This is a genomic window from Embleya sp. NPDC020886, assembly GCF_044333915.1.
Lineage (GTDB): Bacteria > Actinomycetota > Actinomycetes > Streptomycetales > Streptomycetaceae > Embleya.
The window spans coordinates 488,507-514,842 of sequence record NZ_JBIRRX010000001.1 but is presented as its reverse complement, the minus strand read 5'-3'; the positions used below and the strand labels follow the sequence as shown (position 1 = coordinate 514,842).

General features: G+C 71.1%; 20 protein-coding genes. 12 read left to right on the top strand and 8 right to left on the bottom strand.

From position 1 onward, the window contains the following. Positions 1-50 precede the first annotated feature (50 nt). Complete coding sequence (locus ACH4U8_RS02145; RefSeq protein ID WP_020555816.1) at positions 51-281, bottom strand: hypothetical protein; 231 nt, start codon at positions 279-281, stop codon at positions 51-53. 385 nt (positions 282-666) lie between these two features. Between ACH4U8_RS02145 and ACH4U8_RS02140 the strand changes: the two genes are divergently transcribed. The 3 genes from ACH4U8_RS02140 (at position 667) to ACH4U8_RS02130 (ending at position 5,156) form a co-directional block, all read left to right on the top strand. Then, positions 667-2,787, top strand: coding sequence for a type IIA DNA topoisomerase subunit B (locus ACH4U8_RS02140; RefSeq protein WP_395775573.1), 2,121 nt, complete (start codon positions 667-669; stop codon positions 2,785-2,787). A 378-nt stretch (positions 2,788-3,165) separates the two neighbouring features. Further along, on the top strand, positions 3,166-3,546 hold the full coding sequence (locus tag ACH4U8_RS02135) for a DUF485 domain-containing protein (protein WP_360312865.1): 381 nt from the start codon (positions 3,166-3,168) through the stop codon (positions 3,544-3,546). Beyond that, on the top strand, positions 3,543-5,156 hold the full coding sequence (locus tag ACH4U8_RS02130; RefSeq protein ID WP_395775572.1) for a cation acetate symporter: 1,614 nt from the start codon (positions 3,543-3,545) through the stop codon (positions 5,154-5,156). Before ACH4U8_RS02135 ends, ACH4U8_RS02130 begins: the two co-directional genes overlap by 4 nt. On the opposite strand, the gene ACH4U8_RS02125 is transcribed toward ACH4U8_RS02130, so the two are convergent. Continuing rightward, the gene (locus ACH4U8_RS02125; protein ID WP_360312869.1) at positions 5,150-6,139 is read right to left on the bottom strand and encodes a sucrase ferredoxin; all 990 of its coding nucleotides are present in this window, start codon (positions 6,137-6,139) and stop codon (positions 5,150-5,152) included. The genes ACH4U8_RS02130 and ACH4U8_RS02125 overlap by 7 nt on opposite strands. A 114-nt stretch (positions 6,140-6,253) precedes the next feature. On the opposite strand from ACH4U8_RS02125, the gene ACH4U8_RS02120 reads away from it, so the two are divergent. Continuing rightward, the gene (locus ACH4U8_RS02120; protein ID WP_395775571.1) at positions 6,254-6,727 is read left to right on the top strand and encodes an HD domain-containing protein; all 474 of its coding nucleotides are present in this window, start codon (positions 6,254-6,256) and stop codon (positions 6,725-6,727) included. An 87-nt stretch (positions 6,728-6,814) separates the two neighbouring features. Here ACH4U8_RS02120 and ACH4U8_RS02115 read toward each other — a convergent pair whose 3' ends face one another. Further along, complete coding sequence (locus ACH4U8_RS02115; RefSeq protein WP_360312873.1) at positions 6,815-9,283, bottom strand: DNA topoisomerase (ATP-hydrolyzing); 2,469 nt, start codon at positions 9,281-9,283, stop codon at positions 6,815-6,817. 251 nt (positions 9,284-9,534) lie between these two features. On the opposite strand from ACH4U8_RS02115, the gene ACH4U8_RS02110 reads away from it, so the two are divergent. The 4 genes from ACH4U8_RS02110 (at position 9,535) to ACH4U8_RS02095 (ending at position 15,133) form a co-directional block, all read left to right on the top strand. Continuing rightward, positions 9,535-9,780 (top strand): DUF2630 family protein, encoded by a 246-nt coding sequence (locus ACH4U8_RS02110; RefSeq protein ID WP_395775570.1) that lies wholly within the window; start codon positions 9,535-9,537, stop codon positions 9,778-9,780. 131 nt (positions 9,781-9,911) lie between these two features. Beyond that, positions 9,912-11,231, top strand: coding sequence for a pitrilysin family protein (locus ACH4U8_RS02105; RefSeq protein ID WP_360312877.1), 1,320 nt, complete (start codon positions 9,912-9,914; stop codon positions 11,229-11,231). Beyond that, complete coding sequence (locus ACH4U8_RS02100) at positions 11,228-12,592, top strand: M16 family metallopeptidase (protein WP_395775569.1); 1,365 nt, start codon at positions 11,228-11,230, stop codon at positions 12,590-12,592. The genes ACH4U8_RS02105 and ACH4U8_RS02100 overlap by 4 nt, the downstream gene beginning before the upstream one ends. A gap of 78 nt (positions 12,593-12,670) precedes the next feature. Next, a complete protein-coding gene (locus ACH4U8_RS02095) occupies positions 12,671-15,133 on the top strand; it encodes an HAD-IC family P-type ATPase (RefSeq protein WP_360312881.1) in 2,463 nt (820 codons plus the stop codon). 121 nt (positions 15,134-15,254) lie between these two features. Here ACH4U8_RS02095 and ACH4U8_RS02090 read toward each other — a convergent pair whose 3' ends face one another. After that, positions 15,255-15,665, bottom strand: coding sequence for a hypothetical protein (locus tag ACH4U8_RS02090; protein ID WP_360312883.1), 411 nt, complete (start codon positions 15,663-15,665; stop codon positions 15,255-15,257). 173 nt (positions 15,666-15,838) lie between these two features. Here ACH4U8_RS02090 and ACH4U8_RS02085 point away from each other — a divergent pair, with 173 nt between their 5' ends. Beyond that, entirely contained in the window at positions 15,839-16,534 is a 696-nt protein-coding gene (locus ACH4U8_RS02085; protein WP_360312885.1) for a hypothetical protein, read from the top strand. A 46-nt stretch (positions 16,535-16,580) separates the two neighbouring features. Here the strand turns inward: ACH4U8_RS02085 and ACH4U8_RS02080 are convergent, their stop codons facing one another. From ACH4U8_RS02080 to ACH4U8_RS02070, 3 genes are all read right to left on the bottom strand, one after another. Then, the gene (locus ACH4U8_RS02080) at positions 16,581-18,320 is read right to left on the bottom strand and encodes an AMP-binding protein (protein ID WP_395775568.1); all 1,740 of its coding nucleotides are present in this window, start codon (positions 18,318-18,320) and stop codon (positions 16,581-16,583) included. Between the two features lie 198 nt (positions 18,321-18,518). Beyond that, positions 18,519-19,529, bottom strand: coding sequence for a pseudouridine-5'-phosphate glycosidase (locus ACH4U8_RS02075; protein WP_395775567.1), 1,011 nt, complete (start codon positions 19,527-19,529; stop codon positions 18,519-18,521). A 29-nt stretch (positions 19,530-19,558) separates the two neighbouring features. Continuing rightward, a complete protein-coding gene (locus tag ACH4U8_RS02070; protein ID WP_360312891.1) occupies positions 19,559-19,897 on the bottom strand; it encodes a VOC family protein in 339 nt (112 codons plus the stop codon). A gap of 123 nt (positions 19,898-20,020) precedes the next feature. Between ACH4U8_RS02070 and ACH4U8_RS02065 the strand changes: the two genes are divergently transcribed. The 3 genes from ACH4U8_RS02065 (at position 20,021) to ACH4U8_RS02055 (ending at position 25,088) form a co-directional block, all read left to right on the top strand. Beyond that, positions 20,021-22,753, top strand: coding sequence for a GNAT family N-acetyltransferase (locus ACH4U8_RS02065; RefSeq protein ID WP_395775566.1), 2,733 nt, complete (start codon positions 20,021-20,023; stop codon positions 22,751-22,753). A 584-nt stretch (positions 22,754-23,337) separates the two neighbouring features. Beyond that, positions 23,338-23,925, top strand: coding sequence for a DUF5998 family protein (locus ACH4U8_RS02060; protein WP_161365428.1), 588 nt, complete (start codon positions 23,338-23,340; stop codon positions 23,923-23,925). Next, on the top strand, positions 23,922-25,088 hold the full coding sequence (locus ACH4U8_RS02055) for a nucleotide pyrophosphatase/phosphodiesterase family protein (protein WP_360312895.1): 1,167 nt from the start codon (positions 23,922-23,924) through the stop codon (positions 25,086-25,088). The genes ACH4U8_RS02060 and ACH4U8_RS02055 overlap by 4 nt, the downstream gene beginning before the upstream one ends. 406 nt (positions 25,089-25,494) lie before the next feature. On the opposite strand, the gene ACH4U8_RS02050 is transcribed toward ACH4U8_RS02055, so the two are convergent. Beyond that, complete coding sequence (locus ACH4U8_RS02050; RefSeq protein ID WP_395775565.1) at positions 25,495-26,274, bottom strand: VOC family protein; 780 nt, start codon at positions 26,272-26,274, stop codon at positions 25,495-25,497. Between the last annotated feature and the right edge of the window lie 62 nt (positions 26,275-26,336).

Here is a 26,336-nt window from a genome sequence, read left to right as displayed (position 1 = left end):
CCATCGGCGCGATGTCTGCTCGTCGGGATCTCAGAGGGTCGGCTGTCTGGTCAGTTGTCGTCGTCCGGTGCGGTAACGGGGACCGCCGTGAGGCGGTCGGTCTCGTCCTGTATCTCCACGGCCACCTTCCGAAGCTCTGGTTCGAACTTACGGGCGTGGTGCGCACAGAACAGCAGTTCGCCGCCGCTGGAAAGGACTACCCGAAGGTATGCCTGGGCGCCGCACCGATCACAACGGTCGGCGGCCGTCAACGGACTGGCGGGTGTCAGAACCGAATTCACGTCGCCTCTTCTCTACTCGACGAAGCCTTCATCGATGTCCAACATCAAATCAGCCTCGAACGTTCCCGGGGTGATCGTGTCATGTTCAACAGCTTCTCGGCACACCCCTTCTGCAACTCATTCCTTGTGCATAGGACGTGCCCTGTGCGCGTACGGTTCATGCCGGCCACCCGATCGGGTGGTCGAAGATGTGTTCGGATGCCGGCTAGGATGCGGCGGCGAGCCGTCGCCGGGGTGTCTTCCGGCCCCGGTAGCCTTGCTCTCCGGCGCGACGAGGGTGATCAACGGGCCCGATTTCGGGGGCTCGGACATCGCCGACGCGCCGCACGGATCGACGCGTTCGCGGCGATTCGACTACGCGACTACATGCGAGGAGTTGCACCGCGTGACCGCCCAGACGACCGCGCAGTCCACCGCGCTCCTGGCGGGCGAGCCCGATCACTCGAACTACACCGCGCGACATCTCCTCGTTCTCGAGGGTCTTGACGCGGTCCGCAAGCGGCCCGGCATGTACATCGGCTCCACCGACAGTCGGGGCCTGATGCACTGTCTGTGGGAGATCATCGACAACTCGGTGGACGAGGCCCTCGGGGGTTTCGGCGACCGGATCGAGGTGATCCTGCACGCTGACGGCTCGGTGGAGGTTCGGGACAACGGTCGCGGTATCCCCGTCGACGTGGAGCCCAAGACCGGCCTGTCCGGTGTCGAGGTCGTCATGACCAAGCTGCACGCAGGCGGCAAGTTCGGCGGCGGATCCTACGCCGCCTCCGGCGGCCTGCACGGCGTCGGCGCCTCCGTGGTCAACGCCCTGTCCGCCCGACTCGACGTCGAGGTGGACCGCGGCGGGCACACCCACGCCATCTCGTTCCGCCGCGGCGTGCCCGGCGAGTTCGCCACCCTCGGTGCGGACGCTCCGTTCAGCGCCGGTAACGGGCTGCGCAAGATCAAGAAGGTCGCCAAGGCGAAGGTCGGCACCCGGATCCGCTACTGGGCGGACCGGCAGATCTTCCTCAAGGACGCCGCGCTCGACCTGGAATCGTTGTATTCGCGAGCCCGCCAGACCGCCTTCCTGGTGCCCGGACTGACGATCGTTGTTCGCGACGAGCGTAATGGTGCGAATCCGGGCGAAGTGGACGAACAGGTCTTTCACTACTCCGGTGGGATCAGCGAGTTCTGCGAATACCTCGCTCCCGACCGCGCGCTCTGCGACGTATTGCGCTTCACCGGGTCCGGCACCTTCAAGGAAACCGTGCCGGTGCTCGACGAGCAGGGGCACATGGTGCCCACCGAGGTCCAGCGCGAGCTGGGCGTGGACGTGGCGCTGCGCTGGGGCACGGGCTACGACTCGACCCTGCGTTCCTTCGTCAACATCATCGCCACGCCCAAGGGTGGCACCCACGTCGCCGGTTTCGACCAGGCGCTCCGGCGCACGGTCAACGACGTGCTGCGCTCGACCAAGCTGCTGCGCGTGGCCGAGGACGACATCACCAAGGACGACGCGACCGAGGGCCTGACCGCCGTGGTCACCGTGCGGCTGGCCGAGCCGCAGTTCGAGGGGCAGACCAAGGAGGTGCTGGGCACCTCGGCCGCCGCGCGGATCGTGCAGAACGTGGTGTCCAAGGAACTCAAGGCGTTCCTGACCTCCACCGGACGCGACCACAAGGCGCAGTCGCGCGCCGTCCTGGAGAAGGTCGTCTCGGCGGCCCGCACCCGGATCGCCGCGCGACAACACAAGGAGGCCCAGCGCCGCAAGACGGCCCTGGAGACCTCGGCGCTGCCGGCCAAGCTGGCCGACTGCCGCAGCGACGACGTCGAACGCAGCGAGCTGTTCATCGTCGAGGGCGACTCGGCGCTGGGCACCGCCAAGCTCGCGCGCAACTCGGAGTTCCAGGCCCTGCTGCCGATTCGGGGCAAGATCCTGAACGTGCAGAAGGCGTCCGTCTCGGACATGCTCAAGAACGCCGAATGCGCCGCGATCATCCAGGTGATAGGAGCGGGCTCCGGGCGTACGTTCGACATCGACCAGGCCCGCTACGGCAAGATCATCTTCATGGCGGACGCCGACGTCGACGGCTCGCACATCCGCTGCCTGCTGCTCACCCTCTTCCAGCGCTACATGCGCCCGATGGTCGAGTCCGGCCGGGTCTTCGCCGCGGTGCCGCCGCTGCACCGGATCGAGCTGTCCCGGCCCAAGAAGGGGCAGGACAAGTACGTCTACACGTACTCGGACTCCGAGCTGAAGCGCACGCTGCTGGAATACCAGCGCAAGGGCGTCGCCTGGAAGGACCCGGTCCAGCGGTACAAGGGTCTGGGCGAGATGGACGCCGATCAGCTCGCGGAGACCACGGTCGACCCCCGGCACCGCACGTTGCGCCGGATCAACCTGGGCGACCTGGAGGCGGCCGAGCGGGTGTTCGACCTGCTGATGGGCAACGAGGTGGCGCCGCGCAAGGAGTTCATCACCAACTCCGCGTCGTTGCTCGACCGCTCGCGGATCGACGTCTGAGCACACCGCCGCACCGGCCGGGGCCGGGCCCGAAGGGACTGTTCGTCCCTTCGGGCCCGGCCTTTTTCATGATCGCCGGCCGGGTCGAACGGCCCGTATATCTGCGATAGAAGGACGAATGTCACTCATTGGCGTATGACCGTCACACCTCCCGTATCGGGAGGGCTCGAACCCTCGTTGGCCAAGCGATTCCACGAGCATGGCGGAGCCAGGAGTGCGGCCGTGCCGGCGGTTCATCCGAACAGGTGAATCGTGCACAACCTGGCCGTGCGGCCCGCGCCCGCTGCCCATGCTGAACACCAGTCCCATCGAACGCCTGTCTCGGGTGCTCGGATCGGACGGAACCGCGCGGTTCGGCCATCGACGAGGAGAACTACGGTGACGACCAGTTCGTACCGACCCACACCCACCCGGGGTGTGCCGTTCGGCGACCCGGAGCCGGATCCGCGCGCGGACATCTATCTACGCGTGCAGGCGAGCCCGGAATTCCAGGAGATCCGGCGTCGCTATCGCGACTTCGTCTTCCCGATGTCGCTCGCGTTCCTCGCGTGGTACCTGCTCTACGTGTTCGCGTCCACGTTCGCGCGCGGTTTCATGGCGCACCGGATCCTGGGCGCGTTCAACGTCGCACTCGCCTTCGGCCTGCTCCAGTTCGCGAGTACGTTCCTGATCACCTGGTCGTACGCCCGCAACGCGCGCGGCAAGCGCGACCGGGCCGCGCTCAACCTGCGGTGGGAGACCCAGGAGATGTTCCGGTGAACGCGGTCCACCTCGCGGCCGCGGGCGGCCACCGCGGGCTGACCGGCCTGCTGTTCGTGGTCTTCGTGGTGATCACCCTCGGCATCACCGTGTGGGCCAGTCGGAACAACCGCACGACCAACGACTTCTACGCCGGCGGCCGCGAGTTCTCCGCGTCCCAGAACGGGCTGGCCATCGCCGGCGACTACATGTCGGCGGCATCCTTCCTGGGCATCGCCGGACTGATCGCGCTGTTCGGCTACGACGGCTTCCTGTACTCGATCGGCTTCCTGGTCGCGTGGCTGGTCGTGCTCATGCTCGTGGCCGAACTCGTGCGCAACTGCGGGCGGTTCACAATGGCCGACGTGGTCGCGTTCCGGATGAGCCGCAAGCCGGTGCGGACCGCGGCGGGGGCCGCGACCATCGTGGTCTCGATCTTCTACCTGATCGCCCAGATGGTCGGCGCGGGCACCCTGGTCGCGCTGCTGCTCGGCGACCCGGGCGGGTCGGCGCAGACCTGGACGATCGTCGGCGTGGGCGCTCTGATGGTGGTCTACGTGACCTTCGGCGGGATGAAGGGCACCACCTGGATCCAGATCGTCAAGGCGGTGCTGCTGCTCGGCGGCGCGGTCCTGATGACGATCCTGGTCCTGCTGCGTTTCCACTTCGATCTCGACGAGTTGCTGGACACCGCCGCGCACACCAGCGGCCACGGACAGCAGTTCCTGGAACCGGGGCTGAAGTACGGGAAGAACCTGACCAGTCGACTGGACTTCATCAGCCTGGCGATCGCGCTGGTGCTCGGCACCGCGGGGTTGCCGCACATCCTGGTGCGGTTCTACACCGTGCCCACCGCGCGCGCCGCGCGGCACTCGGTGATGTGGGCGATCGCCCTGATCGGCACGTTCTACCTGCTCACCATCGTGCTCGGATTCGGCGCCGCGGCGGTGCTCGGCTCGGACCGGATCCGCAAGTCGAACGCGGCGGGCAACACCGCGCTGCCGCTGCTCGCCGAGGAACTCGGCGGCGGACCGGACACGTTCGGTGGTGTGGTGTTGCTCGCGGTGATCGCGGCGGTGGCGTTCGCGACCATCCTGGCGGTGGTGGCCGGCCTGACGCTGGCCTCCTCGGCGTCCTTCGCGCACGACCTGTACACGAACGTGATCCGCAAGGAAGCGACCGACGAGAAGAGCGAACTGCGGGCCGCCCGGCTCTCGGCGATCGTGATCGGCGGGATCGCGATCGGGCTGAGCCTGTCCGCGCAGAAGCTCAACGTCGCGTTCCTGGTCGCGCTCGCCTTCGCGGTGGCCGCCTCGGCCAATCTGCCCACGCTGCTGTACACGCTGTTCTGGCGGCGGTTCAACACCAACGGCACGGTCTGGGCGATCTACGGCGGGCTCGGCTCGGCGCTGCTGCTCGTGTTGTTCTCGCCGGTGGTCTCCGGGGGCAGGACGCCGCTGGTGACCGGGATCGACTTCCACTGGTTCCCGTTGGAGAACCCGGGCATCGTGTCGATCCCGATCGGCTTCCTGTGCGGCTGGATCGGCACGCTGCGCTCGGACGAGGAGGCGGACGCCGCCAAGTACGCCGAGATGGAAGTGCGTTCGTTGACCGGGGCGGGCGCCTACTGACGGTGCGTCAATAGACGGGCGCGCATGCTCGTCGGGAGGCCCTCGTCCTTGCCGCAACTCTCCGGCCGGGCGGGGGCCTCCCGACGTGCGTCCACCGCGACGGTCCAGGTGCGGCCGTCGAGGTGATCGACGCGCACGGTCCATCCGCCGTCGTCCTCCGCGCGCTCGTCGTAGACCGACAGCGCGTCGGCCCGGCGCTCGCCGCAGTCCGCGCGGACCGCGAGCTCGGCGGCCTGACCGGCCCGGGAGTAGGTGGCCCGACCCCGGCAGTGATCCGGCACCATCTCGCCGCGCCGGGCGGCGGCGACCACGGCGCGGGCCGCGGTGGGGTCCAGGCGCCCGTACAGGTAGCCCTGGGGCAGCACGACGGCGGTCGGGGCGAACCGGTGCCCGCCCAGGTGCGTGACCTCCCAGGTGGCCTCGGGGAAGCTCGTGGCGAGCGCGGCGGCCAGCGGTCGGCCCGCGACCGCGCAGCACCGGTCCCGCTTGCCGTTCGTGCAGATCAGCAGGAGCGGCTCGGCGGCCGACTCGCCCACCGAGGGTTCGACCGGTCCGGCCAGCGCGGCCAGGTCGAGGGCGAGCAGATCGGCCGCGGCACGCACCCGCAACCGGCGCAGCCAGGTGCCACCGGGCTCGGTCCAGGCCAGGAAGGCGGTCCGGGGGCCGTCGGGGGCCCCGGCCTCGTCGTCGGCGCGGCGTCCCGGGGTGTTCGGGGTGCGCTCGCCCTCGTCGCTTCCGGCGCCCGGCTCCTCCGAGCGGCGGCTCGCCTCGTCCGGCCGACGGATCAGCGCGGCGCGGAAACCGGCCCGGCCGGCCCGCTCGTCCAACTCTTCGCCCACCCCGTCGTCGAGCCCGCGGCTGTCGGTCAGCGCCCTGGCCGCCCACGGCCCGGGGTGTTCCACGAGCAGCCAGCCGCGCGTGGTCGGAGCGGTGCCGGCCATCGGCTCGGCGAGTTCGTGCGAGAGAAAGACGCAGGTTTCCACGACTGTGCACCGTATAACTTTCGCCGGCCGGCCGGCCCGATCGGTCCCGCCCCGAGCGCCCCGATCCGGTGATCCCGGTACGGTTGTTGCACACGGTAACGATGGGAGGCGGCCATGCCCCAGGGACGGCCCGACGGGAGTGCGGCGATAGCCGGCTTCACGTTGGACGACGCGGTGGCGCTCGCCAGGGCCGCGCACGACGGTCAATTGGACAAGGGTGGTCATCCGTACATCACGCACCCGCTGCGGGTGATGCGGCAGGTCGAGGGCGCGTATACGCAGATGGCGGCGGTCCTGCACGACGTGATCGAAGACACACCGGTGGGTGCGGACGACCTGCGTGCCGCCGGCGTGCCGGAGCGGGTGGTGGCGGCGGTGATCGCGCTGTCCAAGCTGCCCGGCGAACCGCTGGAGGTCAGCATCGCGCGCGCGGCGGCGGACCCGATCGCGCTCGTGGTCAAGCGGGCGGACATCGCGGACAACCGCTCCGAGGCCCGGCTGGGCCAGCTCGACGCGGCGACGCAGGTGCGGCTGCGCAGCAAGTACGCGCGCTCGATCGAGCTGCTGGAGGAGTTCGCGGCGCGCTGAGGCCCGGGCGGGTGTGCCCGGCGAGCGAACGAACGAGGGAGGCCCCCGCAGCGAGGGACGCTGCGGGGGCCTCGTCGACGGGTCGACTCAGACGGTGCCCGGCGGGCCGCCGACCGTGTCGACGTGCTTGGCCAGCGGCGTGCCGGAGCCGTCCCGGCGCGGGTCCGGGGCCGGCAGTTCGACCGGCCGGCCCTTGGCGTCCGAGGCTCGGGCCGGCGCCGGACCCGCCCAGGCCAGGCGCAGGGTGGTCTCGCCCTTGAGGAAGCGCTGGCAGCGCACGCCCCCGGTGGCCCGACCCTTGCGCGGGTATTCGGAGAACGGGGTGACCTTGCAGGTGCCGTGCTCCGAGCCGAACAGCGCGTCGCCGCTGTAGGCGGCGACGGTGACCACCGTCGCGTCCGCGCCCGGATCCACCGCGGTGAACGAGAGCACGGACTGCTCGGCGCCGAGCTTGATGCCGGCCATGCCACCGGCCGGGCGGCCCTGCGGCCGCACCATCGACGCCTGGAAACGCAACAACTGGGCGTCGTCGGTGATGAAGACCAGGTCTTCCTCGCCGGTGCGCAACTCGACCGCGCCGACGATCACGTCGCCCTCGCGCAGCGTGATCACCTCCAGGTCGTCCTTGTTCGCCGGATAGTCCGGCACGACCCGCTTGACCACCCCCTGCGCCGTGCCGAGCGCGAGCCCGGGGGAGTCGGCGGCCAGGGTGGTCAGGCACACCAGTCGTTCCTGCGCCTCCAACGAGACGAACTCGGAAAGCGGTGCGCCGCCGGCCAGGTTCGGCGCGGTCGCGGTCTCCGGCAACGAGGGCAGGTCGACCACGTTGATCCGGAGCAGCCGACCGGTGCTGGTGACCGCGCCGACCTCGCCGCGCACGGTGGCGGCGACCGAGGACACCACCAGGTCGTGGTTGGCCCGCCCCCCCTCGGGCGGCAGCGGACCGCCGGTCGAGGTGCGGGCGAGCAGGCCGGTCGAGGACAGCAGCACCGTGCACGGGGCGTCGGTGACCTGGAGCGGGACCGCCGCGGCGGGCACGTCGGCCGACTCCAGCAGGACGGTGCGGCGCGGCGTGCCGTACTTCTTGGACACCGCGGCCAGTTCCTCGGAGACCACCTTCCGGAGCAGCTTGTCGTCCTCCAGGATCGTGGTCAGCTCGGCGATCTCGGCGCGCAGCCGCTCCTGCTCGGCCTCCAGTTCGATCCGGTCGAACCGGGTGAGCCGGCGCAGCGGGGTGTCCAGGATGTAGGACGCCTGGATGTCGGACAGCGAGAACGTCTCCATCAGACGTTCCTTGGCCTGCGCCGAGTTGTCGCTGGAGCGGATCAGCTCGATCACGCGGTCGATGTCGATCAGCGCGACGAGCAGGCCGTCCACCAGGTGCAGCCGCTCCTGGCGCTTGCGGCGACGGAACTCGCTGCGCCGGCGGACCACCTCGAAGCGGTGGTCCACGTAGACCTGGAGCAGTTCCTTCAGGCCCAGCGTGAGCGGCTGGCCGTCGACGAGCGCGACGTTGTTGATGCCGAAGGTCTCCTCCATCGGCGTCAGCTTGTAGAGCTGCTGGAGGATCGCCTCGGGGTTGAAGCCGTTCTTGATCTCGATGACCAGGCGCAGGCCGTGCGAGCGGTCGGTGAGGTCCTTGAGGTCCGCGATGCCCTGGACCTTCTTGGACTGCACCAGCTCCTTGATCTTGGCGATCACCCGCTCCGGGCCGACGTTGTAGGGCAGTTCGGTGACCACGATGCCCTTGCGGCGCGCGGTGACCGACTCGACCGACGCGGTCGCGCGGATCTTGAAGGTGCCGCGGCCCTTCTCGTACGCGTCCCGGACGCCGCCCAGGCCGACGACCCGACCGCCGGTGGGCAGGTCGGGGCCGGGCACGTGGCGCATCAGGTCTTCGAGCGTGGCGCCGGGGTGTCGGATCAGGTGGCGCGCGGCGGCGACCACCTCGACCAGGTTGTGCGGCGGCATGTTGGTCGCCATGCCGACCGCGATCCCGGACGCCCCGTTGACGAGCAGGTTCGGGAACGCGGCGGGCAGGACGCCCGGTTCCTGTTCCTGGCCGTCGTAGTTGGGGCCGAAATCGACGACGTCCTCGTCGATCGAGTCGACCATGAGCATCGCGGCCGAGGACAACCGGGATTCGGTGTATCGCATCGCGGCGGGCGGGTCGTCGCCGCCGAGGGAGCCGAAGTTCCCGTGGCCGTCGATCAGCGGCAGGCGCATCGAGAACGGCTGCGCCATCCGCACCAGGGTGTCGTAGATGGGGCCGTCACCGTGCGGGTGCAGCTTGCCCATCACCTCGCCCACGACGCGGGCGCACTTGACGTATCCCCGGTCCGGGCGCAGGCCCATCTCGGCGGCTTGGTACAGGATGCGGCGATGCACGGGCTTGAGTCCGTCGCGGGCGTCCGGCAGTGCCCGTGAGTAGATCACCGAGTAGGCGTACTCCAGGAAGGAGCCCTGCATCTCGTCGACGACATCGATGTCGAGGATGCGTTCCTCGAAGTCGTCCGGTGGCTGCGGACCGGAAGTTTTCGTACTACGGCGGGCCATGCGCGGCGTTGCTCCTTTGCTTCTTCGGGCCGGCGCCGGGCCGTGTCTCCCGTGTCCGCCCGAGGGCGGCGCGGCCGGGGACGGCCCGCACGGCGTGCCCATTGTGACCCGCCGGTGCGACATGTGAGTGCATCGACCCGGGTGACAGCGTGCTTGAGGGCCGTGCGAGGAGGGAAGGACAGCCCTTTGGCCCACGGTTGTGCCGCAGTCCCCGGCCGCCGTCCGAGCAGGGAAAAGGAAGGGTTTTCGCGATGGACGACAAGCAGATTCGCGAACGCATCACCGACATGGTCGAGCAGGAGCGTGCCCTGCGGGAGCAACTTGCGCAAGGTGGCGTCTCGGGCGGCGAGGAGCATCGTCGGTTGGCCGACGTGGAGGCCGAACTCGACCGATGTTGGGACCTGTTGAGGCAGCGTCAGGCGTTGCGCGACGCGGGTGCGGACCCGGCGAACGCGGCCGCGCGGCCGGCGCGCGAGGTCGAGGGTTACCAGCAGTAGGGCGCGCCGCGGGCGCGCTTCGCCCACCGCGAACACCCCCGCGCGCGGGAGTCGATCGGGCACCGCGCGTCGTTAGGGTGAGGGTGGCCGCCGTCGCGGCGGTCACCCTCCAGGAGAGGACGGATGGGCTTATGGCAGGACCGGCGACTGCATCGTTGGGGTTCACCGCGACCACGCACACCCTCGGCAACGGGCTCCGCGTGGTGCTCTCGGAGGACCACGTCGACCCCGTGGCCGCCGTCTGCCTCTGGTACGACGTGGGCTCACGGCACGAACGGCCCGGGCGGACCGGGCTCGCGCACCTCTTCGAGCACCTGATGTTCCAGGGTTCGGCCAACGTGCACGGCAACGAGCACTTCGAGTTCGTGCAGTCGGCGGGTGGTTCGCTCAACGGCACCACCAGTTTCGAGCGCACCAACTACTTCGAGACGATGCCCGCGCACCAGCTCGAACTCGCGCTGTGGCTGGAGGCGGACCGGATGGGCGGGCTGCTCCAGGCGCTGACCGAGGAGAGCCTGGAGAACCAGCGCGACGTGGTCAAGAACGAGCGCCGCCAGCGTTACGACAACGTGCCCTACGGCACCGCGTGGGAGCGCCTGGTGGCGATGGCCTACCCCGAGGGCCACCCGTACCACCACATGCCGATCGGCTCGATGGCCGACCTGGACGCCACCTCGCTCGCCGACTGTCAGGCGTTCTTCCGCACGTACTACGCGCCGAACAACGCGGTGCTGGCCATCGTCGGCGACGTGGACCCCGAGCAGACCCTGGCCTGGGTGGAGAAGTATTTCGGCACGATCCCCGCGCACGACGGCAAGCCGGTGCCCGCGGACGGCGCGCTGCCGCCGGTCCTGGGTGCCGAGCTGCGCGAGAGCGTGCGCGAGAAGGTGCCCTCGCCGGCGCTGATGGCCGCCTACCGGATGCCGGCCGACGGCACGCGGGCGGCGGACGCCGCGGAGATCGCGCTGACCATCCTGGGCGAGGGGGAGAGCTCGCGGCTGAACACCCGCCTGGTGCGGCACGACGAACTCGCGCTCTACGCGGGGGTGGGCCTGATGCGCCAGGCCGGCACCGCGTCGGTGGGCATGCTGGACGTGAAGGCGTCCGGTTCGGGCGCGGTGGCGGCGATCGACACGGCGTTGGCCGAGGAGTTCGCCCGGTTCGCCGCCGAGGGGCCGACGCCGGCCGAACTCGAGCGTGCGCAGGCCCAGTTGGAGCGCGCCTACCTGGACACGATGGCGACGGTGGGCAGCCGGGCCGACGAACTGTGCCGCTACGCGACGCTGTTCGGGGACGCGAACCTGGCGTTCACCGCGCTGGAGCGGCTGCTGGACATCACCGCCGAGGAGGTGCGGGCGGTCGCCGCCGAACGCCTGGTACCGGAGAATCGCGCGGTGCTGGTGTACGAACCGACGGACGACGCGGACGAGAACGAGGAGCAGGTCGCGTGACCCAGACCGGCGAGATGGTGTTCCACCCGCGCCCCGGCGCGGGTCCGGCCCGTGAGTGGACCTTCCCCGAGCCCCGGCGGTCGGTGCTCGGAAACGGCCTCACGGTGTTGCGCGTGGACCGGCCCGGCCAGAAGGTGGTGGCCGTCGAGTTGGTGCTCGACTCGCCGCTGGCCGCCGAGCCGGCCGAATGCGAGGGCGTGGCGACGATCATGGCGCGCGCGTTCACCGAGGGCACCGACAGGATGGGCGCGGAGGAGTTCGCGGCCGAGTTGGAGCGCTGCGGCGCGACGATCGACAGCGACGCCGATCACCCGGGCGTGCGGGTCGCGCTCGATGTGCCGGCCTCGCGCCTGGAACGCGCCCTCGGGTTGCTCGCGGACGCGGTGCGGGCACCGGCCTTCCCGGCGGAGGAGGTGGACCGGCTGGTGCGCCAGCGGCTGGACGAGATTGTGCACGAGTTGGCCAGCCCGCCGCGCCGCGCCGCGCTCGCGCTCAGCAGCACGCTGTTCGACGCCTCGATGCGGTTGTCCCGGCCGCGGGCCGGTTCCGCGACGAGCGTCGCGCGGGTGGACCGCGCGGCCGTGTGGGACTTCTTCACCGCGCACGTGCGCCCGCAGACGGCCACCCTGGTCGTGGTCGGCGACTTCGCCGGCGTGGACGTCACCGACGTGCTGGAGCGCACGATCGGCACCTGGAGCGCACAGGCCGCCGAGCCCTCGCGGCCCGTGCCCGTGCTCGCCGACGACCACGCCCGGGTGCTGATCGTGCACCGACCGGACAGCGTGCAGACCCAGTTGCTGGTCGGGCGGATCGGGCCGGGCCGCGAGCACGCCTCGTGGCCGGCCCTGACCATCGGCACGTACTGCCTGGGCGGCACGCTCACCTCGCGGCTGGACCGGGTGTTGCGGGAGGAGAAGGGCTACACCTACGGCGTGCGCGCGGCGAACCAGTCGCTGCAGGTGGGCTCGCTGCTGGCGATCCAGGGTTCGGTGGAGACCGACGTCACGGGGCCGGCCGTCGCGGACATGGTCACCGTGCTGCGCACGCTGGCCGCCGAGGGCCTGGTGGACGGCGAGCGGGACGCGGCGGTGCAGAGCATCGTGGGGGTGGCACCGCTCAAGTACGTGACACCGCGCGCGGTGTGCGACTCGCTGGCCGACATGGCCGCCGAGCGGCAGCCGGACGACTACCTGCCGCAGCTCTACCTGCGGCTGGCCGAGGTCGCCACCAAGGACGCCGCCGAGGCGGTGTCCGCCGGATTCGATCCCGAGTACCTCGTGGTGGTCCTGGTGGGCGACGCGGACAAGATTCGTGAACCGCTCGAAGCGCTCGAACTCGGACCGGTCACGGTCGTCGAATAGTCGCGAACCGGCGGTGGGCGGACGGCAACGGCCGGCCCACCGCCAACCGCGGTTTCCCCGGACACTTACGGTAGACCCATGACTCAGCCGTTGCCGGGCGCCGGGCCCGGAGAGACGACAGCCATCCCGCCGGTCGACAGACCCGACAAAAGCGAACCCGACGTGCCCCTGGGCGTCGGACTGACCGCCGCGGATGTCGCGGAGCGGGTCGCACGAGGAGACGTCAACGACGTTCCCGTGCGTTCCAGCCGCTCGACGGCCGAGATCGTCAAGGCGAACGTCTTCACCCGGTTCAACGCCGTCATCGGCGTGTTGTGGCTGATCATCCTGTCCGTCGGGTCGGTCAAGGACGGCCTGTTCGGCTTCGTGATCATCGCCAACACCGGGATCGGCATCATCCAGGAGATGCGCGCCAAGCGCACCCTGGACCGGCTCGCGGTGATCGGCGAGTCCAAGCCGGTGGTGCGCCGGGACGGGCAGGCCGTGGCGCTGTCCCCCTCGGACCTGGTGCTGGACGACGTGATCGAACTGGGCGCGGGCGACAAGGCCGCCGTGGACGGCGTGGTCGTCGAGGCGGACAACCTGGAGATCGACGAGTCGCTGCTCACCGGCGAGGCCGACCCGGTGATCAAGCGTCCGGGCGATCCGGTGATGTCCGGCAGCTTCGTGGTGGCCGGCAACGGCGCGTTCACCGCGACCCGGGTCGGGCGCGAGGCGTATGCCGCGCAGCTCATGGAGGAGGCCAGCAAGTTCACCCTGGTCGCCTCCGAACTGCGCAACGGCATCAGCACGATCCTCAAGTACGTCACCTGGATCCTCTTCCCGGCCTCGGTCGCGCTGATCGTCAGCCAGTACCGGCTGGAGGACACCACCTGGCGCGAGGCGGTCACCCGGATGATCGCGGGCATCGTGCCGATGGTCCCCGAGGGCCTGGTGCTGCTCACCTCGCTGGCCTTCGCGGTCGGCGTGGTGCGGCTGGGTCGCAAGCAGTGCCTGGTCCAGGAACTGCCCGCGATCGAGGGCCTGGCCCGGGTCGACGTGGTCTGCCTGGACAAGACCGGCACGCTCACCGAGGGCGGCATGAACGTCGCCGAGGTCCGCGAACTGGCCGAGGGCCTGCCGGTGCGCGCCGCGCTCGGCGCGCTCGGCACCACCGAACCCCGGCCGAACGCGAGTCTGGCCGCGATCATCGACGAGTGCCCGGCGCAGGCCGGCTGGACGTCGGTGGAGAGCGTGCCGTTCTCCTCCGCCCGCAAGTACAGCGGCGCGACCTTCGAGGCGTCCGGCGCCCGGGCCACCTGGCTGATCGGCGCCCCCGAGGTGCTGGTGACCACGCACGCGCACGGCGACCTGCTCGCCGACGCCGAACGGCTGGGCGCCCAGGGCCTGCGGGTGTTGTTGCTGGTGCGCACCGACGCCTCGCTCGCCGACACCGTCGACGCGCTCGTCGGCGGCCCGGACGGCGCCGACGTCACGCCCGCCGCGCTGGTGGTGCTGGAGCAGCGACTTCGGCACGACGCGGGAGCGACGCTGGAGTACTTCGCCGACCAGGGCGTGGCGGCCAAGGTGATCTCCGGCGACAACGCGATCTCGGTCGGCGCGGTGGCCGCCAAGCTCGGCATCAAGGGCGCCGACCACCCGGTGGACGCCCGTACGCTGCCCACCGACCAGGACGAGCTCGCGGACGTGTTGGAGGCCAACACCGTCTTCGGCCGGGTCACCCCGCAGCAGAAGCGGGACATGGTCGCCGCCCTCCAGTCGCGCGGCCACAACGTCGCGATGACCGGCGACGGCGTCAACGACGTGCTCGCGCTCAAGGACGCCGACATCGGCGTGTCGATGGGTTCGGGCAGCGAGGCCACCAAGGGCGTCGCGCAGATCGTGCTCCTGGACAACAGCTTCGCCACGCTGCCCTCGGTGGTCGGCGAGGGTCGCCGGGTGATCGGCAACATCGAGCGGGTCTCCAACCTGTTCCTGACCAAGACCGCCTACTCGGTGCTCCTGGCCATCCTGGTCGTGATCGCCAACGTGCCCTACCCGTTCCTGCCCCGGCACCTGACGCTGCTGGCCTGGTTCACCATCGGCACGCCGGCGTTCTTCCTGGCGCTGGCACCGAACAAGGAACGGGCCCGGCCCGGCTTCGTCAAGCGGGTGCTGCGCTACTCGGGCCCCTCCGGCGTGATCGCCGGCACGGCGACCTTCACCGCGTACCTGCTGGCCCGTTCGCACTACGGCGCGACGGACGCCACGCGTACGGCCGAGACGTCGATCGCGACGCTCACGCTGTTCCTGGTCGGCCTGTGGGTGCTGGCGATCATCGCCCGCCCGTACACCTGGTGGCGGGTGGCGCTGGTGCTGGTGATGGGCGCCGGGTTCGCCACGGTGCTCACGGTGCCGTGGCTCCAGGACTTCTTCGAGCTCAAGCTGGTCGGTACCCGGATGCCGTGGACCGCGGTCGGCCTCGCGGTCGCCGCGGGGCTCCTGCTGGAGGTCGTCGCCTACTGGAACAAGCGACGCCTGGCGAGCGAGGTCGCGGGCTAGTTCGAGGCCGGCCCGCCCCGGCGGGTGTCGGTGCGGTGGCGGGTGGGTCGGGTCGGCGATGGTCGCGCCCGGCCCACCCGTTGCGTTCGCGGTGCCCGCCGAGCCGCGAGATGCGCCGAACCTAGCGGCCGCCCTGCCGCCGCTCCGCGAGGGCCAGGCTCACGCCGACCAGCGCGGAGCCACCGGCCAGGGCCGCGATGAAGGCCCGCCGGCCGCGGGGCAGTCGCCGGCGGTGCCCGTAGGTGATGAGCGTGTCGCCGAGGTCGGCCGCCGAGGCGGCCAGTGCCCAGGCCCGGATCGGCTCACCGCGCACCGCCGCGAACATCGCGCCCGCGCCCAGCGCGAGGTCGCGTCCGCCGAGCGCGCGGGCGAACACGAGGGCCCCGGTGCGGTCCGCGTCGTCGCCGATCCACGGCCGGGCCACCCGCGGCGGATCGAGCAGCGCGACCACGCCCAGCGCGACGCGGGCACCACCCCAGCCGAAGGTCGCCTTGCGGATGAGGCCCTCGGAATCACGCAGCGTGCTGGTCACAACCGCCACGGTATCGCCACCCGCCACTCCAGCGGCCGGCGATTTCGTGCATTAGCCTCGCTCTGCCGCACACACGCATCGGCAACACCGCGGGATCGGCGCCATCGTGACGAACGGTCACGCATCCAGGGGGGTGGCGGCGGCCGATCGCGCCACGGGGATGGAGAATCACGTTGTATCTGCGCAAGCCTGCCCTTTCGGGACTGTTGATCGCCGCTTCCGTCATCGCGCTCTCCAGCGGATGCGGCCTGGTCGACAAGGCCAAGGGCGACGACGACAAGAAGAAGGACTCCGCCACGACCGCGCCTCAGGCGGGCGGCGGATCGACCGGCGGTGCGAGCGGCGGCGCGACCGGCGCGCCGGCCACGACGCCCGGCGGGGGCAAGGGCAACACACCCGCGACGGCCCCGGCCACCGGCAAGCCCGGTGGCACGGTCGACCTCGACCCCAAGGCGTTCTGCAATCTGCTCACGCCCGCCGAACTCAAGGGCGTGCTGGGCACCGAGGTCACCCGCACCAAGAACGACGACACGCTGCGCACCTGCCGCTACTACGGACCCGGTGACGCGGGGCTGGTGACCATCCAGTACTTCATGCGCAGCAGCAAGCTCGCCGACACCCCGGAGAGTGTCGTGGCCAACAACACCGTGGCCAAGTACGGCAAGCCGATCACCGACCTCGGCCCGATCCCCACCCTGTACGTGCCGGGCACCGGCAGCTACCCGGCGCCCAGTGTGCCCGAGGTCTACTTCGCCAAGGCGCACGGCGACCTGATCGTCGACATGCACGTGAGCCTGGCACCCGCCGCGAAGGACCTGCCGCGTGCACAGCACATCGCGATCGCCAAGCTGATCGCCGACAAGATCTGATCCGCCGTCCGGGGCCGAGTCGATCCCGCTCGGCCCCGGCGCGCGGTCAGTTGCCCTTGAGCTCCGGGAAGTCCTCCTCGAACCACTCCAGCTCGCCCCGTCCGGCCTGATCGCCGTCGTGCAACTCGCGCTCTCGACCCCGTAGTTCCACTCGGCGGATCTTGCCCGAGATGGTCTTGGGCAACTCCGCGAACTCGATCCGGCGGACCCGCTTGTACGGCGAGAGCACGGCACGGGCGTGCCGCAGGACGGACAGCGCGGTCTCGCGGGTCGGCTCGTGCCCGGGCGCGAGCACCACGTACGCCTTCGGCACGGCCAGCCGGACCGGGTCCGGCGAGGGCACCACCGCGGCCTCGGCCACCGCTTCGTGCTCGATCAGCACGCTCTCCAGCTCGAACGGCGAGATGCGGTAGTCGGACGCCTTGAACACGTCGTCGGAGCGGCCCACATAGGTGATGTAGCCGTCCGCGTCCCGAGTGCCGACATCGCCCGTGTGATAGAAGCCGTGACGCATCGACTCGGCCGTGCGCTCCGGGTCGTCGAGATAGCCGGTCATCAGGCCCAGCGGGCGGGCGGCGAGTTCGAGGCAGATCTCACCCTCGGCATCGGTCCCGGTGACCACCTCGCCGGAGATCGGGTCGACCAGGGCCACCGTGTAGCCGGGCAGCGGTCGGCCCATCGAGCCCGGCCGGACCTCCTGCCCGGGCGCGTTGCCGATCTGCGCGGTGGTCTCGGTCTGCCCGAAGCCGTCCCGGATGGTCAACCCCCAGGCGGTCCGCACCTGTTCGATGACCTCCGGGTTGAGCGGCTCGCCCGCGCCGATCACCTCGCGCAGCGCGGTGCGCCACGCGCCCAGGTCCTCTTGGACCAGCATCCGCCACACGGTCGGCGGCGCACAGAACGAGGTCGCCCCACAGCGCACCATGGTGTCCAGCAACGGACGCGCGGCGAACCGCTCCTGACGCACGATCAAGATCGTGGCCCCGGCGTTCCACGGGGCGAAGAAGTTGCTCCAGGCGTGCTTGGCCCAGCCGGGCGAGGAGATGTTCAGGTGCGTGTCGCCCGGACGCAGACCCAGCCAGTACATCGTGGACAGGTGCCCGATCGGATAACTCGTCTGGGTGTGGCCCACCAGCTTGGGCTGCGCGGTGGTGCCGGAGGTGAAGTACAACAGCAGCGGGTCGGTCGCGGCGGTCGGGCCGTCCGGTACGAACACCGCGTCCGCGTCGTGGCCGTCGGACCCGTCGTGCGCGGCGGCGAAGGAGAGCCAGCCCGGCGTCGGTTCGCCCACCGCGATCCGGGTCCAGGCACCCGGCACCTCGGCGAAGCCCGGGGTCACCGCCGACTCGGCGATCACGTGCGCGACATCGCCTCGGGTGACCCGGTCGGTCAGATCGGCCGGTGCGAGCATCGTGGTGGCCGGGATGATCACCGCGCCCAGTTTCATCGCGGCCAGCATCGCCTCCCACAACTCGACCCGATTGCCGAGCACGAGCAGCACCCGGTCGCCGCGCCGGACCCCCCGGGCGCGCAACCAACCGGCGACCCGGTCGGAGCGTCGGGCCAGTTCGTCGAAGGAGACCTTGGTGTCGGTGCCGTCCTCGGCCACGATCCACAACGCGGTGGTGTCGTTGCCGCGGGCGATCACGTCGAACCAGTCGAGCGCCCAGTTGAACTCGGTGGGATCGGGGCGCGGGAAGTCCCGGCACGCGGTGGGCTGGTCCTCGCGGTGTTCGAGCAGGAAGTCGCGCGCTGCGCGAAAAGCCTCGGTCGCACCCGTCGTCATCGCCGAATTCCTCCGTCTGTCGTGCGGTCGCCGTACCGCAGCATCGCGTCGTCGGTACCGGAACGCACCCTCGCACCACCCGTTCGGGGGGTCAACGATCGAGCCCGGAAGCCGGAGAAATCGGTGCGCGACGCACCCGCGGGTGGGATCCGCCGCCCGGGCCGCCGCGCCGCCGGCGGTCACGGCCCGGGAAGGGGGTCAGGCGATGGTCAGGGCCTGGGCGATGCGGGCGGCCAGAGCCGCGTTGTCGAGGATCAGGGCGATGTTGGCGGTCAGACTGGCGCCGGCGGTCTCGCGGTGGAAGTAGTCCAGCAGGAACGGGGTGACCGCCTTGCCGCGGATGCCCTTGTCGGTCAGCGCGGCCAACGCCCGATTCAGCACCCGGTCGTGCAGCTCCGGGTCCAACTGGTCGGCCCGCGGCACCGGGTTCGCCACCACCAGGGCGTTTCGTCCCAGTCCGAGCGCCTCGTGTGCCCGCACCACGTCGGCCACCTCGTCCGCGGTGTCCACCCGCCACTCCAGCCGATGGCCGGAGTCGACCAGGTAGAACCCCGGGAACGCGTGGGTGCCGAAACCGGTCACCGGGACGTTGAGCGACTCCAGCCGTTCCAGCGTCGCGCCCACGTCCAGGATCGACTTGACCCCCGAGCACACCACGACGAGCCCGCACCGGGTCAACGCCACCAGGTCGGCGGACTCGTCCCAACTCTCCCGCGCCTGGCGGTGCACCCCACCCAGGCCGCCGGTGGCGAACACCCGGATGCCCGCCTGGTGGGCCAGATGCGCGGTCGCCCCCACGGTGGTCGCGGCGTGCCCGCCGCGCGCGGCGACCAGGGCCAGATCGCGCATGCCGGCCTTGAGTACATCCGTGCACGTGGCGACGAATTCGAGCGTCTCGGCGTCCAGGCCGATCGAAGGGCGGCCGTGCACGATCGCGATCGTCGCCGGGACCGCGCCCGCGGCCCGGACCCGGCCCTCGATCTCGCGCGCGATCCGCAGGTTGTCCGGGCGGGGCAACCCGTGCGCGATGATCGTGCTCTCCAGGGCGACCACCGGTCGGCCCGCGGCGAGTGCGTCCGCGACCTCCGGAAGGATTCGCAAGCCGTTCACCGGTAGGACGCTACCGGGCGCGAGCGGCAGCGGCACCGCATACGCACCGGGACGCGGCGGTTCGGCCTCGCCTCGGCGCTCGGATACTCCGATGATCATGGCAACCGCCGTCCCGTCCCGACCGGCGATCAGCGCCGCGGCTGATACAGCACGGCGGCCCAGCCGTCCGGACCGGTCACCCGCACCCGCACCTCGTGCGGCCCCTCGACCGACTCACCCACGGTGAATCCGCCCTCGCGCAGCGGCACCAGGGCCGCGTCGAGGTCGGCGACCTTGACCATGACCGACGCCGAGTCGCCCTCGCGGTCGGTGCCGGCCAGCGCCAGTCGGCCGCCGTTCACGTCGAACTGCGCCCAGCGCTCACCGTCGACGAACGTCGGTTCCGCACCGAGTACCGCGGTCATGAACCGCACCGCCGCGGCCATGTCGGCGACGGGAAAAGCGGCGGACAGGCCCTGAGCGGACATGGGTTACCTCCTGAGGCGAGACCGGGCACGGTATCTGATGGTCTATCAGGTGCGGTGGACACCAACCGAGTCGGGGCGCCCGGAAGGCACCGGCGGCGCGCCGCAGGGGTTAGCCTCGCAAACGTGGAGCCCACCGACACCGCAGATCCGCCGGCGAAGCCCCCCGAGCACTGGGAGGCCGACGTCGTCCTGCGCGACGGCGCGACCGCCCATGTGCGCCCGGTCGGCCCGGATGACGCCGGCCGCCTCGTGGACTTCTACGCGCGCGTCTCGGCCGAGTCGAAGTACCTGCGCTTCTTCACGCCCTACCCCCGGCTGTCCGACCGCGACGTCCGACACTTCACCACCCACGACTGGGTGGACCGGGTGGGTCTGGGACTGTTCGTCGGCGACGAGATGGTCGCCATCGTGCGCTACGACCGGATCGGTCCGGACGGGCGCGCGGTGCGCACCGGCCCGCAGGGCCGCTCCTCCACCGCCGAGGTGGCCTTCCTGGTCCAGGACGACCAACAGGGCCGCGGCGTCGCGTCGGTCCTGCTCGAACACATCGCCGCGGTCGCCCGCGAGCGCGGCATCCGCCGTTTCGTGGCCGACGTACTGCCCTCCAACCGCCGGATGGTCACGGTGTTCACCGAGGCCGGCTACACCCAACAGTCCGCGTTCGAGGACGGTGTGGTCCGGCTCACCCTGGAACTCGCGCCCACCGAGACCTCGCTGGGCGTGATGCTCGGGCGCGAGCACCGGGCCGAGGCGCGTTCGATCGCCCGCCTGCTCACCCCGCGCTCGGTCGCGGTGATCGGCGCCAGCCGACACGAGGGCACGGTCGGCAACACCCTGCTGGCCAACCTGCGCGCCGGCGAGTTCACCGGCGACCTGTACGCGGTCAACCCGAAGGCGGGCAGCGAGCCGATCGACGGCGTGCCGACCTACGCCTCGGTCCTGGACATCCCCGCGGACGTGGACCTGGCCCTGGTGGCGGTCCCGGCGGACGCGGTGCGCCAGGTGGTCGAACAGTGCGGGCGCAAGGGCGTACACGGCCTGGTCGTGGTCTCCTCCGGCTTTGCCGAGACCGGCCCCGAGGGCCGGGACCGCCAGCGGCGTCTGGTCCGCGCCGCCCGCCGGCGCGGCATGCGGGTGATCGGACCGAACTGCCTGGGCGTGCTCAACACCGACCCGGACCTGCTGGTCAACGCGAGCCTGTCGCCCCGGATGCCGCGCCGCGGCCGGGTGGGCATGTTCGCCCAGTCGGGCGCGCTGGGCATCGCCATCCTGGAGTCCACCGTGAGCCGGGGCATCGGCCTGTCCACGTTCGTGTCGGCGGGCAACCGCGCCGACGTCTCCGGCAACGACCTGTTGCAGTACTGGGAGGACGACCCGGCCACCGACGTCGTCCTGCTGCACCTGGAATCGATCGGCAACCCGCGCAAGTTCACCCGGCTCGCCCGACGCGTCTCCCGGGCCAAGCCGGTGGTCGCGGTCAAGTCCGGACGGCACACCCAGGGCGTCCCCCTCGGGCACGTCACCCGCACCCTGACCCTGCCCGACTCGGCGGTCGACGCACTCTTTCGGCAGGCGGGCGTGATCCGCGTGCCCACCGTCGCCGAACTCTTCGACGTGGGCCAACTGCTCGCCTACCAACCACTACCCGCCGGCGACCGGATCGCGATCATCGGCAACTCCGACTCGCTGGGCCTGCTCACCCAGGACGCGTGCGCCAGCGCGGGCCTGAACCCGCGGCGCCCGGTCGACCTGACCACCTCCGCGACCGCCGACGACTTCCGCGACGCGCTCGCCGAAGCACTGGCCGACCCCGAGACGGACGCGGTGATCACGGTGTTCATCCCGCCGCTGACCACCTCCGGCGACGAGGTGGCGAGCACGATCGCGGAAATGGCCGGACAGGCGGCGGAGATCGGCAAACCGCTGCTGACCACCTACCTCGCCCACGAGGGCCTGCCCACCCAACTGCGCCGCCTGGACGCGGACGGGGTGCCCGCGCTCGGCTCGGTGCCCTCCTACCCGGCCCCGGAGAACGCGGTCCGCGCCCTCGCCGAGGTGGTGCGCTACGCCGCGTGGCGCCGCCGGCCCACCGGCTCGGTGCCCGAACACCCCGACGTACGCACCGACCAGGCCCGCGCGCTGGTCCGGGCCCGACTCGGCGCGGCGGACGCGGTGGGCCTGTCCCCGGCGGACGCCGCCGACCTGCTGGACTGCTACGGCATCCGGCTGCTGCCCGCGGTGCGGGTGGACAGCGAGGACGCGGCGATCCGCGCGGCGACCGAACTGGGCTACCCGGTCGCGCTCAAGACGATCGCCGAACATCTGCGGCACCGGGTGGACGTGGACGGGGTGCGCCTGGACATCGGCGCGGAGGCCGGACTGCGCCGGGTGTTCCGGGAGATGACCGCCCGCCTGGGCGGCCCGGACCAGGCCCGACTGGTGGTGCAGTCGATGGCGCCGCACGGGATCGCGACCGACCTCGGGCTGACCTACGACGAATCGTTCGGCGCGGTGCTCACCTTCGGGCTGGCCGGGCCGGCCACCGAACTCCTGGGCGACGTGGCACACCGACTGGTGCCCGCCACCGACCAGGACGTGGCGGATCTGGTCCGCGAAGTCCGGGCGGCACCGATGTTGTTCGGCTACCGCGGCGCCCGCCCGGTGGACGTGTCGGCGCTGGAGGACGTCCTGCTGCGGCTGTCCCGGCTGGCCGACGACCTGCCGCAGGTGACGTCGGTCGCGCTGAACCCGGTGGTGGTGGCGGCCGAGGGCGCACACGTGCTGGGCGCGCAGATCCGCCTGTCCCGTCCGCCCGCCCGCACCGACCTGGGCCCCAGGTCACTGTCCCGACCGTAGCGGCGATCGCGCCGAGGGCGGACCCGCTCGCGCGGATCGACGCGAGAGCCGCACCCGTGGACATGCGGAACCGCCGCCGTACTCACATGCCACCCCGAGCTGTGGCACCTACGTACGACGGCGGCTCCAGGCCGGATCCGCTCCGCGGCATGCCCCTCCGCGCCTACCCTCCACATGGCTGCGCATTTCATGCCGTTCGACGCTCTCCGGACCGCGCCGCCCCGTGCCGGTCGTTTCCCCGAGTGTCCCCGGCGGTGAGGCGGTGTCACTCGTTCCCCCGCCCGGGGGCCCGAGTGCCATGAGAGATCCACCGGCGCCACCGTGTCGACGGCGCGTCCCTGTTGCCCCGGTCGGGCCTCTCGAGAGATCAGTCAACCCCGCCGAGCCGCCCACCGGGAGGGCGCACGGAAGGCGCACGGTGGCGATCCGTAGAAGTGGTACCAACAGTGCGCATCCACCTCACCCGTTCGGGCCTGTCATTACGTCGACAAACCGTCACCATTGGGCAACGGCGTGTGCGTAACCCGACCTTCACCCGGGGCGGATGGCGCACGTGCGCCCTCGGAGGTGCCAGGATGGGGGGTATGGCTAAGACCACCACCTCGACCCAGGGGCTGCGCACGGCCATCGAGCGCAGCGGTTACTACCCGAGCCTCGTTGCCGACGCGGTCGAGTCCACGATCGGCACCGAGCCGGTCGACGCTTTCCTGGTGCACCAGGAGACCACGTTCGATTCCAATGAGGTCCGCCGCCACATCACCGTTCTGGTGCTCACGCCAGGCCGTTTTCTGGTCAGCCACACCGACGAACACGCGCCGGACGACACCTCGCCCACCCCTTACGCGACGACGTCCACCGAGACGGTGCGGATCGACCGACTGGAGTCGGTCGTGGTCAGTCGTGTCGTGGGCAACCCCGCCGAGTACGTTCCCGGGGCCCCGCCGCGCGAAGCCGTGCTCACCATCGGGTGGGGCGCGGTCGGCCGGATCGACCTCGAACCGGCCGGTTGTGCCGACCCGAACTGTGAGGTCGACCACGGCTACACCGGTTCGCTGACTGCCGACGACCTCTCGCTGCGGGTCAGCGAAGCCGCCGACGGTCCCGAAGCGGTCGAGCGCACCCTCACGTTCGCCCGCGCGCTGTCCGAGGCAGTGGCCGGCATCAACCAGTGAGCGCTTCCGTCTGGTTCGACGAACAACCCCCGGTCCCGTTGCCTCGCTACGGGACCGGGGCGTTGTCCGACCTGTTGCCCTCGATAGCCGCCTCCCTCGGCATGCCGGGGGAGGCGAACATCCTCGGCCTCGCGCCCGCCCGCGCGGCGTGCGTGTTCCTGATCGACGGCCTGGGCTGGGACCTGCTGCGGGCGCACCCGGTCGAGGCGCCGTATCTGCACTCGCTCCTGGGCACCTCGTTCGCGGGCAGCGGCCGGCCGCTGACGGCCGGCTTCCCGGCGACCACCGCGACCAGCCTCGCCTCCTTCGGCACCGGACTGACCCCCGGCGTGCACGGGTTGGTCGGCTACTCCGTGGCGGTGCCCGGCGAGAACCGGCTGATGAACCAACTGCGTTGGGTCGACGACATCCGGCCGCGGGACTGGCAGCCGTACCCGAGCGTGCTGGAGCGGGCCGCCGCCGCCGGCATCCGGGTCGCGCAGGTCAACGACGTCATCTTCGAACACACCCCGCTGACCAAGGCGGTGCTCGACGGCGGCCGTTACGTCGGCGCCGAATTCGGCGACCCCAGAGTCCGCGGGGTGCACCGTCAACTCGCCCACCCCGGCCCGGTGCTGGTGTACACCTACGCCAGCGAGCTCGATCGGTGCGGCCACGGCATGGGCGTCGACTCGCCCGAGTGGCGGGCCGAACTGCGCCGGATCGACGGTGTCGTCCGGGCGATGGCCCAGGGGCTGCCCGCCGACTCGGTCCTGTACGTGACCGCCGACCACGGCATGGTCGACGTGGCCCCCGAGCAGCGCGTCGACGTGGACACCGACCCCGGCCTGTCCGCCGGCGTCGCTCTCCTGGGCGGCGAGTCCCGGGCCCGGCACATCTATACGCGGCCGGGTGCCACCAGGGACGTGCACGCGATCTGGGACGACATGCTCGGCGACCAGATGTGGGTGCTCACCCGCGACGAGGCGATCGAGTCCGGCTGGTTCGGGCCGGTCGTCGAGGACCGGGTGCGCGCGCGGATCGGCGACATCGTCGCGGCGGCCTTCGGCGACATCGCGGTGGTGGCCTCCCGCCGCGAACCGGGCGAGTCGCGACTCACCGGCGTACACGGCTCGATGACCTCGGCCGAACAGTCGATCCCGCTTCTGGAGGTTCGCGCCTAGGGCGCGGCTTCAGGGCCCGCTCATGCCGAAGGGGACGGTCTCCGCACGGAGACCGTCCCCTTCGGCATGAACCGGAGCCGGCTCAGGCCTGGTTGCGCTTCTTGGACACCACGAGCGCAACGCCCGCGGCGGCGGCGAGCAGCAGGACGATCTTGAACAGCTTGCCCATGAAAATGGACCCCCTCGATGGTCGAACGAAGATGCGTCTCCCGACCGGGGAAGGCCGCGGGCGACGCGATCCGTGTGTACGTAGGCGCACGGGTACCCGCCGATCCCGGACCCCGTTTCCGGACGGGAGCCCGTCGAGCTCGACTCTACGTCACCTGTTTGGCTCAAGGGTGGAGTGGTTTCCGGTCGGAGTGGCGGGCCCGTTCGGGGCTTCGGTCGCGGATTCGGACCAGGCGGGCTATTGCGGATCATTCGGATTCGACGCCACCGCGATCACGTTGAACACCGCGCCCTGCGGATCCTGCACCGCGGCGACCCGGCCGTACGGCGACTCCTCCGGACCGCGCAGCACCTTGCCGCCCAGCTCGTCCACCCGGTCCACCGTCTCGTCCGCGTCGCGCACCGCGAAGTACGTGGCCCAGTGCGGTGGCGGGCCGTTGCGTCCGCCCGCCACGCCGCCGCGCAACTCGCCGTCGACGTGGAACGTCGCGTAGTCGAAGTCGGCGTCGGACATGTCCTCGTAGGTGAAGCCGAACACCGCCGCGTAGAACTCCTTGGCCCGCGGGCCGTCCGGTGTGTACAGCTCGTTCCACACCACCGCGCCGGGCTCGTTGATCACCCCCGCGCCGTTGTGGTCGCCCGCCTGCCAGACGCCGAACACGCCACCCGTGCGGTCGGCGGCCACCGCCATCCGGCCGAACGTCCGCACGTCCATCGGCGGCACCAGCACGGTGCCGCCGGCCACGCGGACCCGCTCGATCACCGCGTCCGTGTCGTCCGCGGCGAGGTAGGTGGTCCAGGCGACGGGCCCCTCCTGTTCGGGCGGACGCCCCAGCAGGCCGGCGACCGGTCGCCCGCCGAGCGTGCAGGTCGTGTAGTGACCCACGTCGGCCGGCCCGATCTCCCCGGCCCAGCCGAACAAACCGCGATAAAAGGCCAGTCCGGCCGCGACATCGGGCACGCCCAGATCCACCCAGCACGGTACGCCGGTGGGATACCGCGAGGTCCACTCGCTCATCACTGCCTCCCGGGGCAGACGCCGACAATTGGGGACGATCCGAATCGATGCTGCCACCGGGG

What these genes read in the sequence shown, in the direction of transcription:
- ACH4U8_RS02075 (WP_395775567.1), bottom strand. Translation starts at nt 19,529, where the DNA reads ATGATCATCGGAGTATCCGAGCGCCGAGGCGAGGCCGAACCGCCGCGT.
- ACH4U8_RS02095 (WP_360312881.1), top strand. Translation starts at nt 12,671, where the DNA reads ATGACTCAGCCGTTGCCGGGCGCCGGGCCCGGAGAGACGACAGCCATC.
- ACH4U8_RS02120 (WP_395775571.1), top strand. Translation starts at nt 6,254, where the DNA reads ATGCCCCAGGGACGGCCCGACGGGAGTGCGGCGATAGCCGGCTTCACG.
- ACH4U8_RS02050 (WP_395775565.1), bottom strand. Translation starts at nt 26,274, where the DNA reads ATGAGCGAGTGGACCTCGCGGTATCCCACCGGCGTACCGTGCTGGGTG.
- ACH4U8_RS02105 (WP_360312877.1), top strand. Translation starts at nt 9,912, where the DNA reads ATGGCAGGACCGGCGACTGCATCGTTGGGGTTCACCGCGACCACGCAC.
- ACH4U8_RS02080 (WP_395775568.1), bottom strand. Translation starts at nt 18,320, where the DNA reads ATGACGACGGGTGCGACCGAGGCTTTTCGCGCAGCGCGCGACTTCCTG.
- ACH4U8_RS02070 (WP_360312891.1), bottom strand. Translation starts at nt 19,897, where the DNA reads ATGTCCGCTCAGGGCCTGTCCGCCGCTTTTCCCGTCGCCGACATGGCC.
- ACH4U8_RS02115 (WP_360312873.1), bottom strand. Translation starts at nt 9,283, where the DNA reads ATGGCCCGCCGTAGTACGAAAACTTCCGGTCCGCAGCCACCGGACGAC.
- ACH4U8_RS02060 (WP_161365428.1), top strand. Translation starts at nt 23,338, where the DNA reads ATGGCTAAGACCACCACCTCGACCCAGGGGCTGCGCACGGCCATCGAG.
- ACH4U8_RS02110 (WP_395775570.1), top strand. Translation starts at nt 9,535, where the DNA reads ATGGACGACAAGCAGATTCGCGAACGCATCACCGACATGGTCGAGCAG.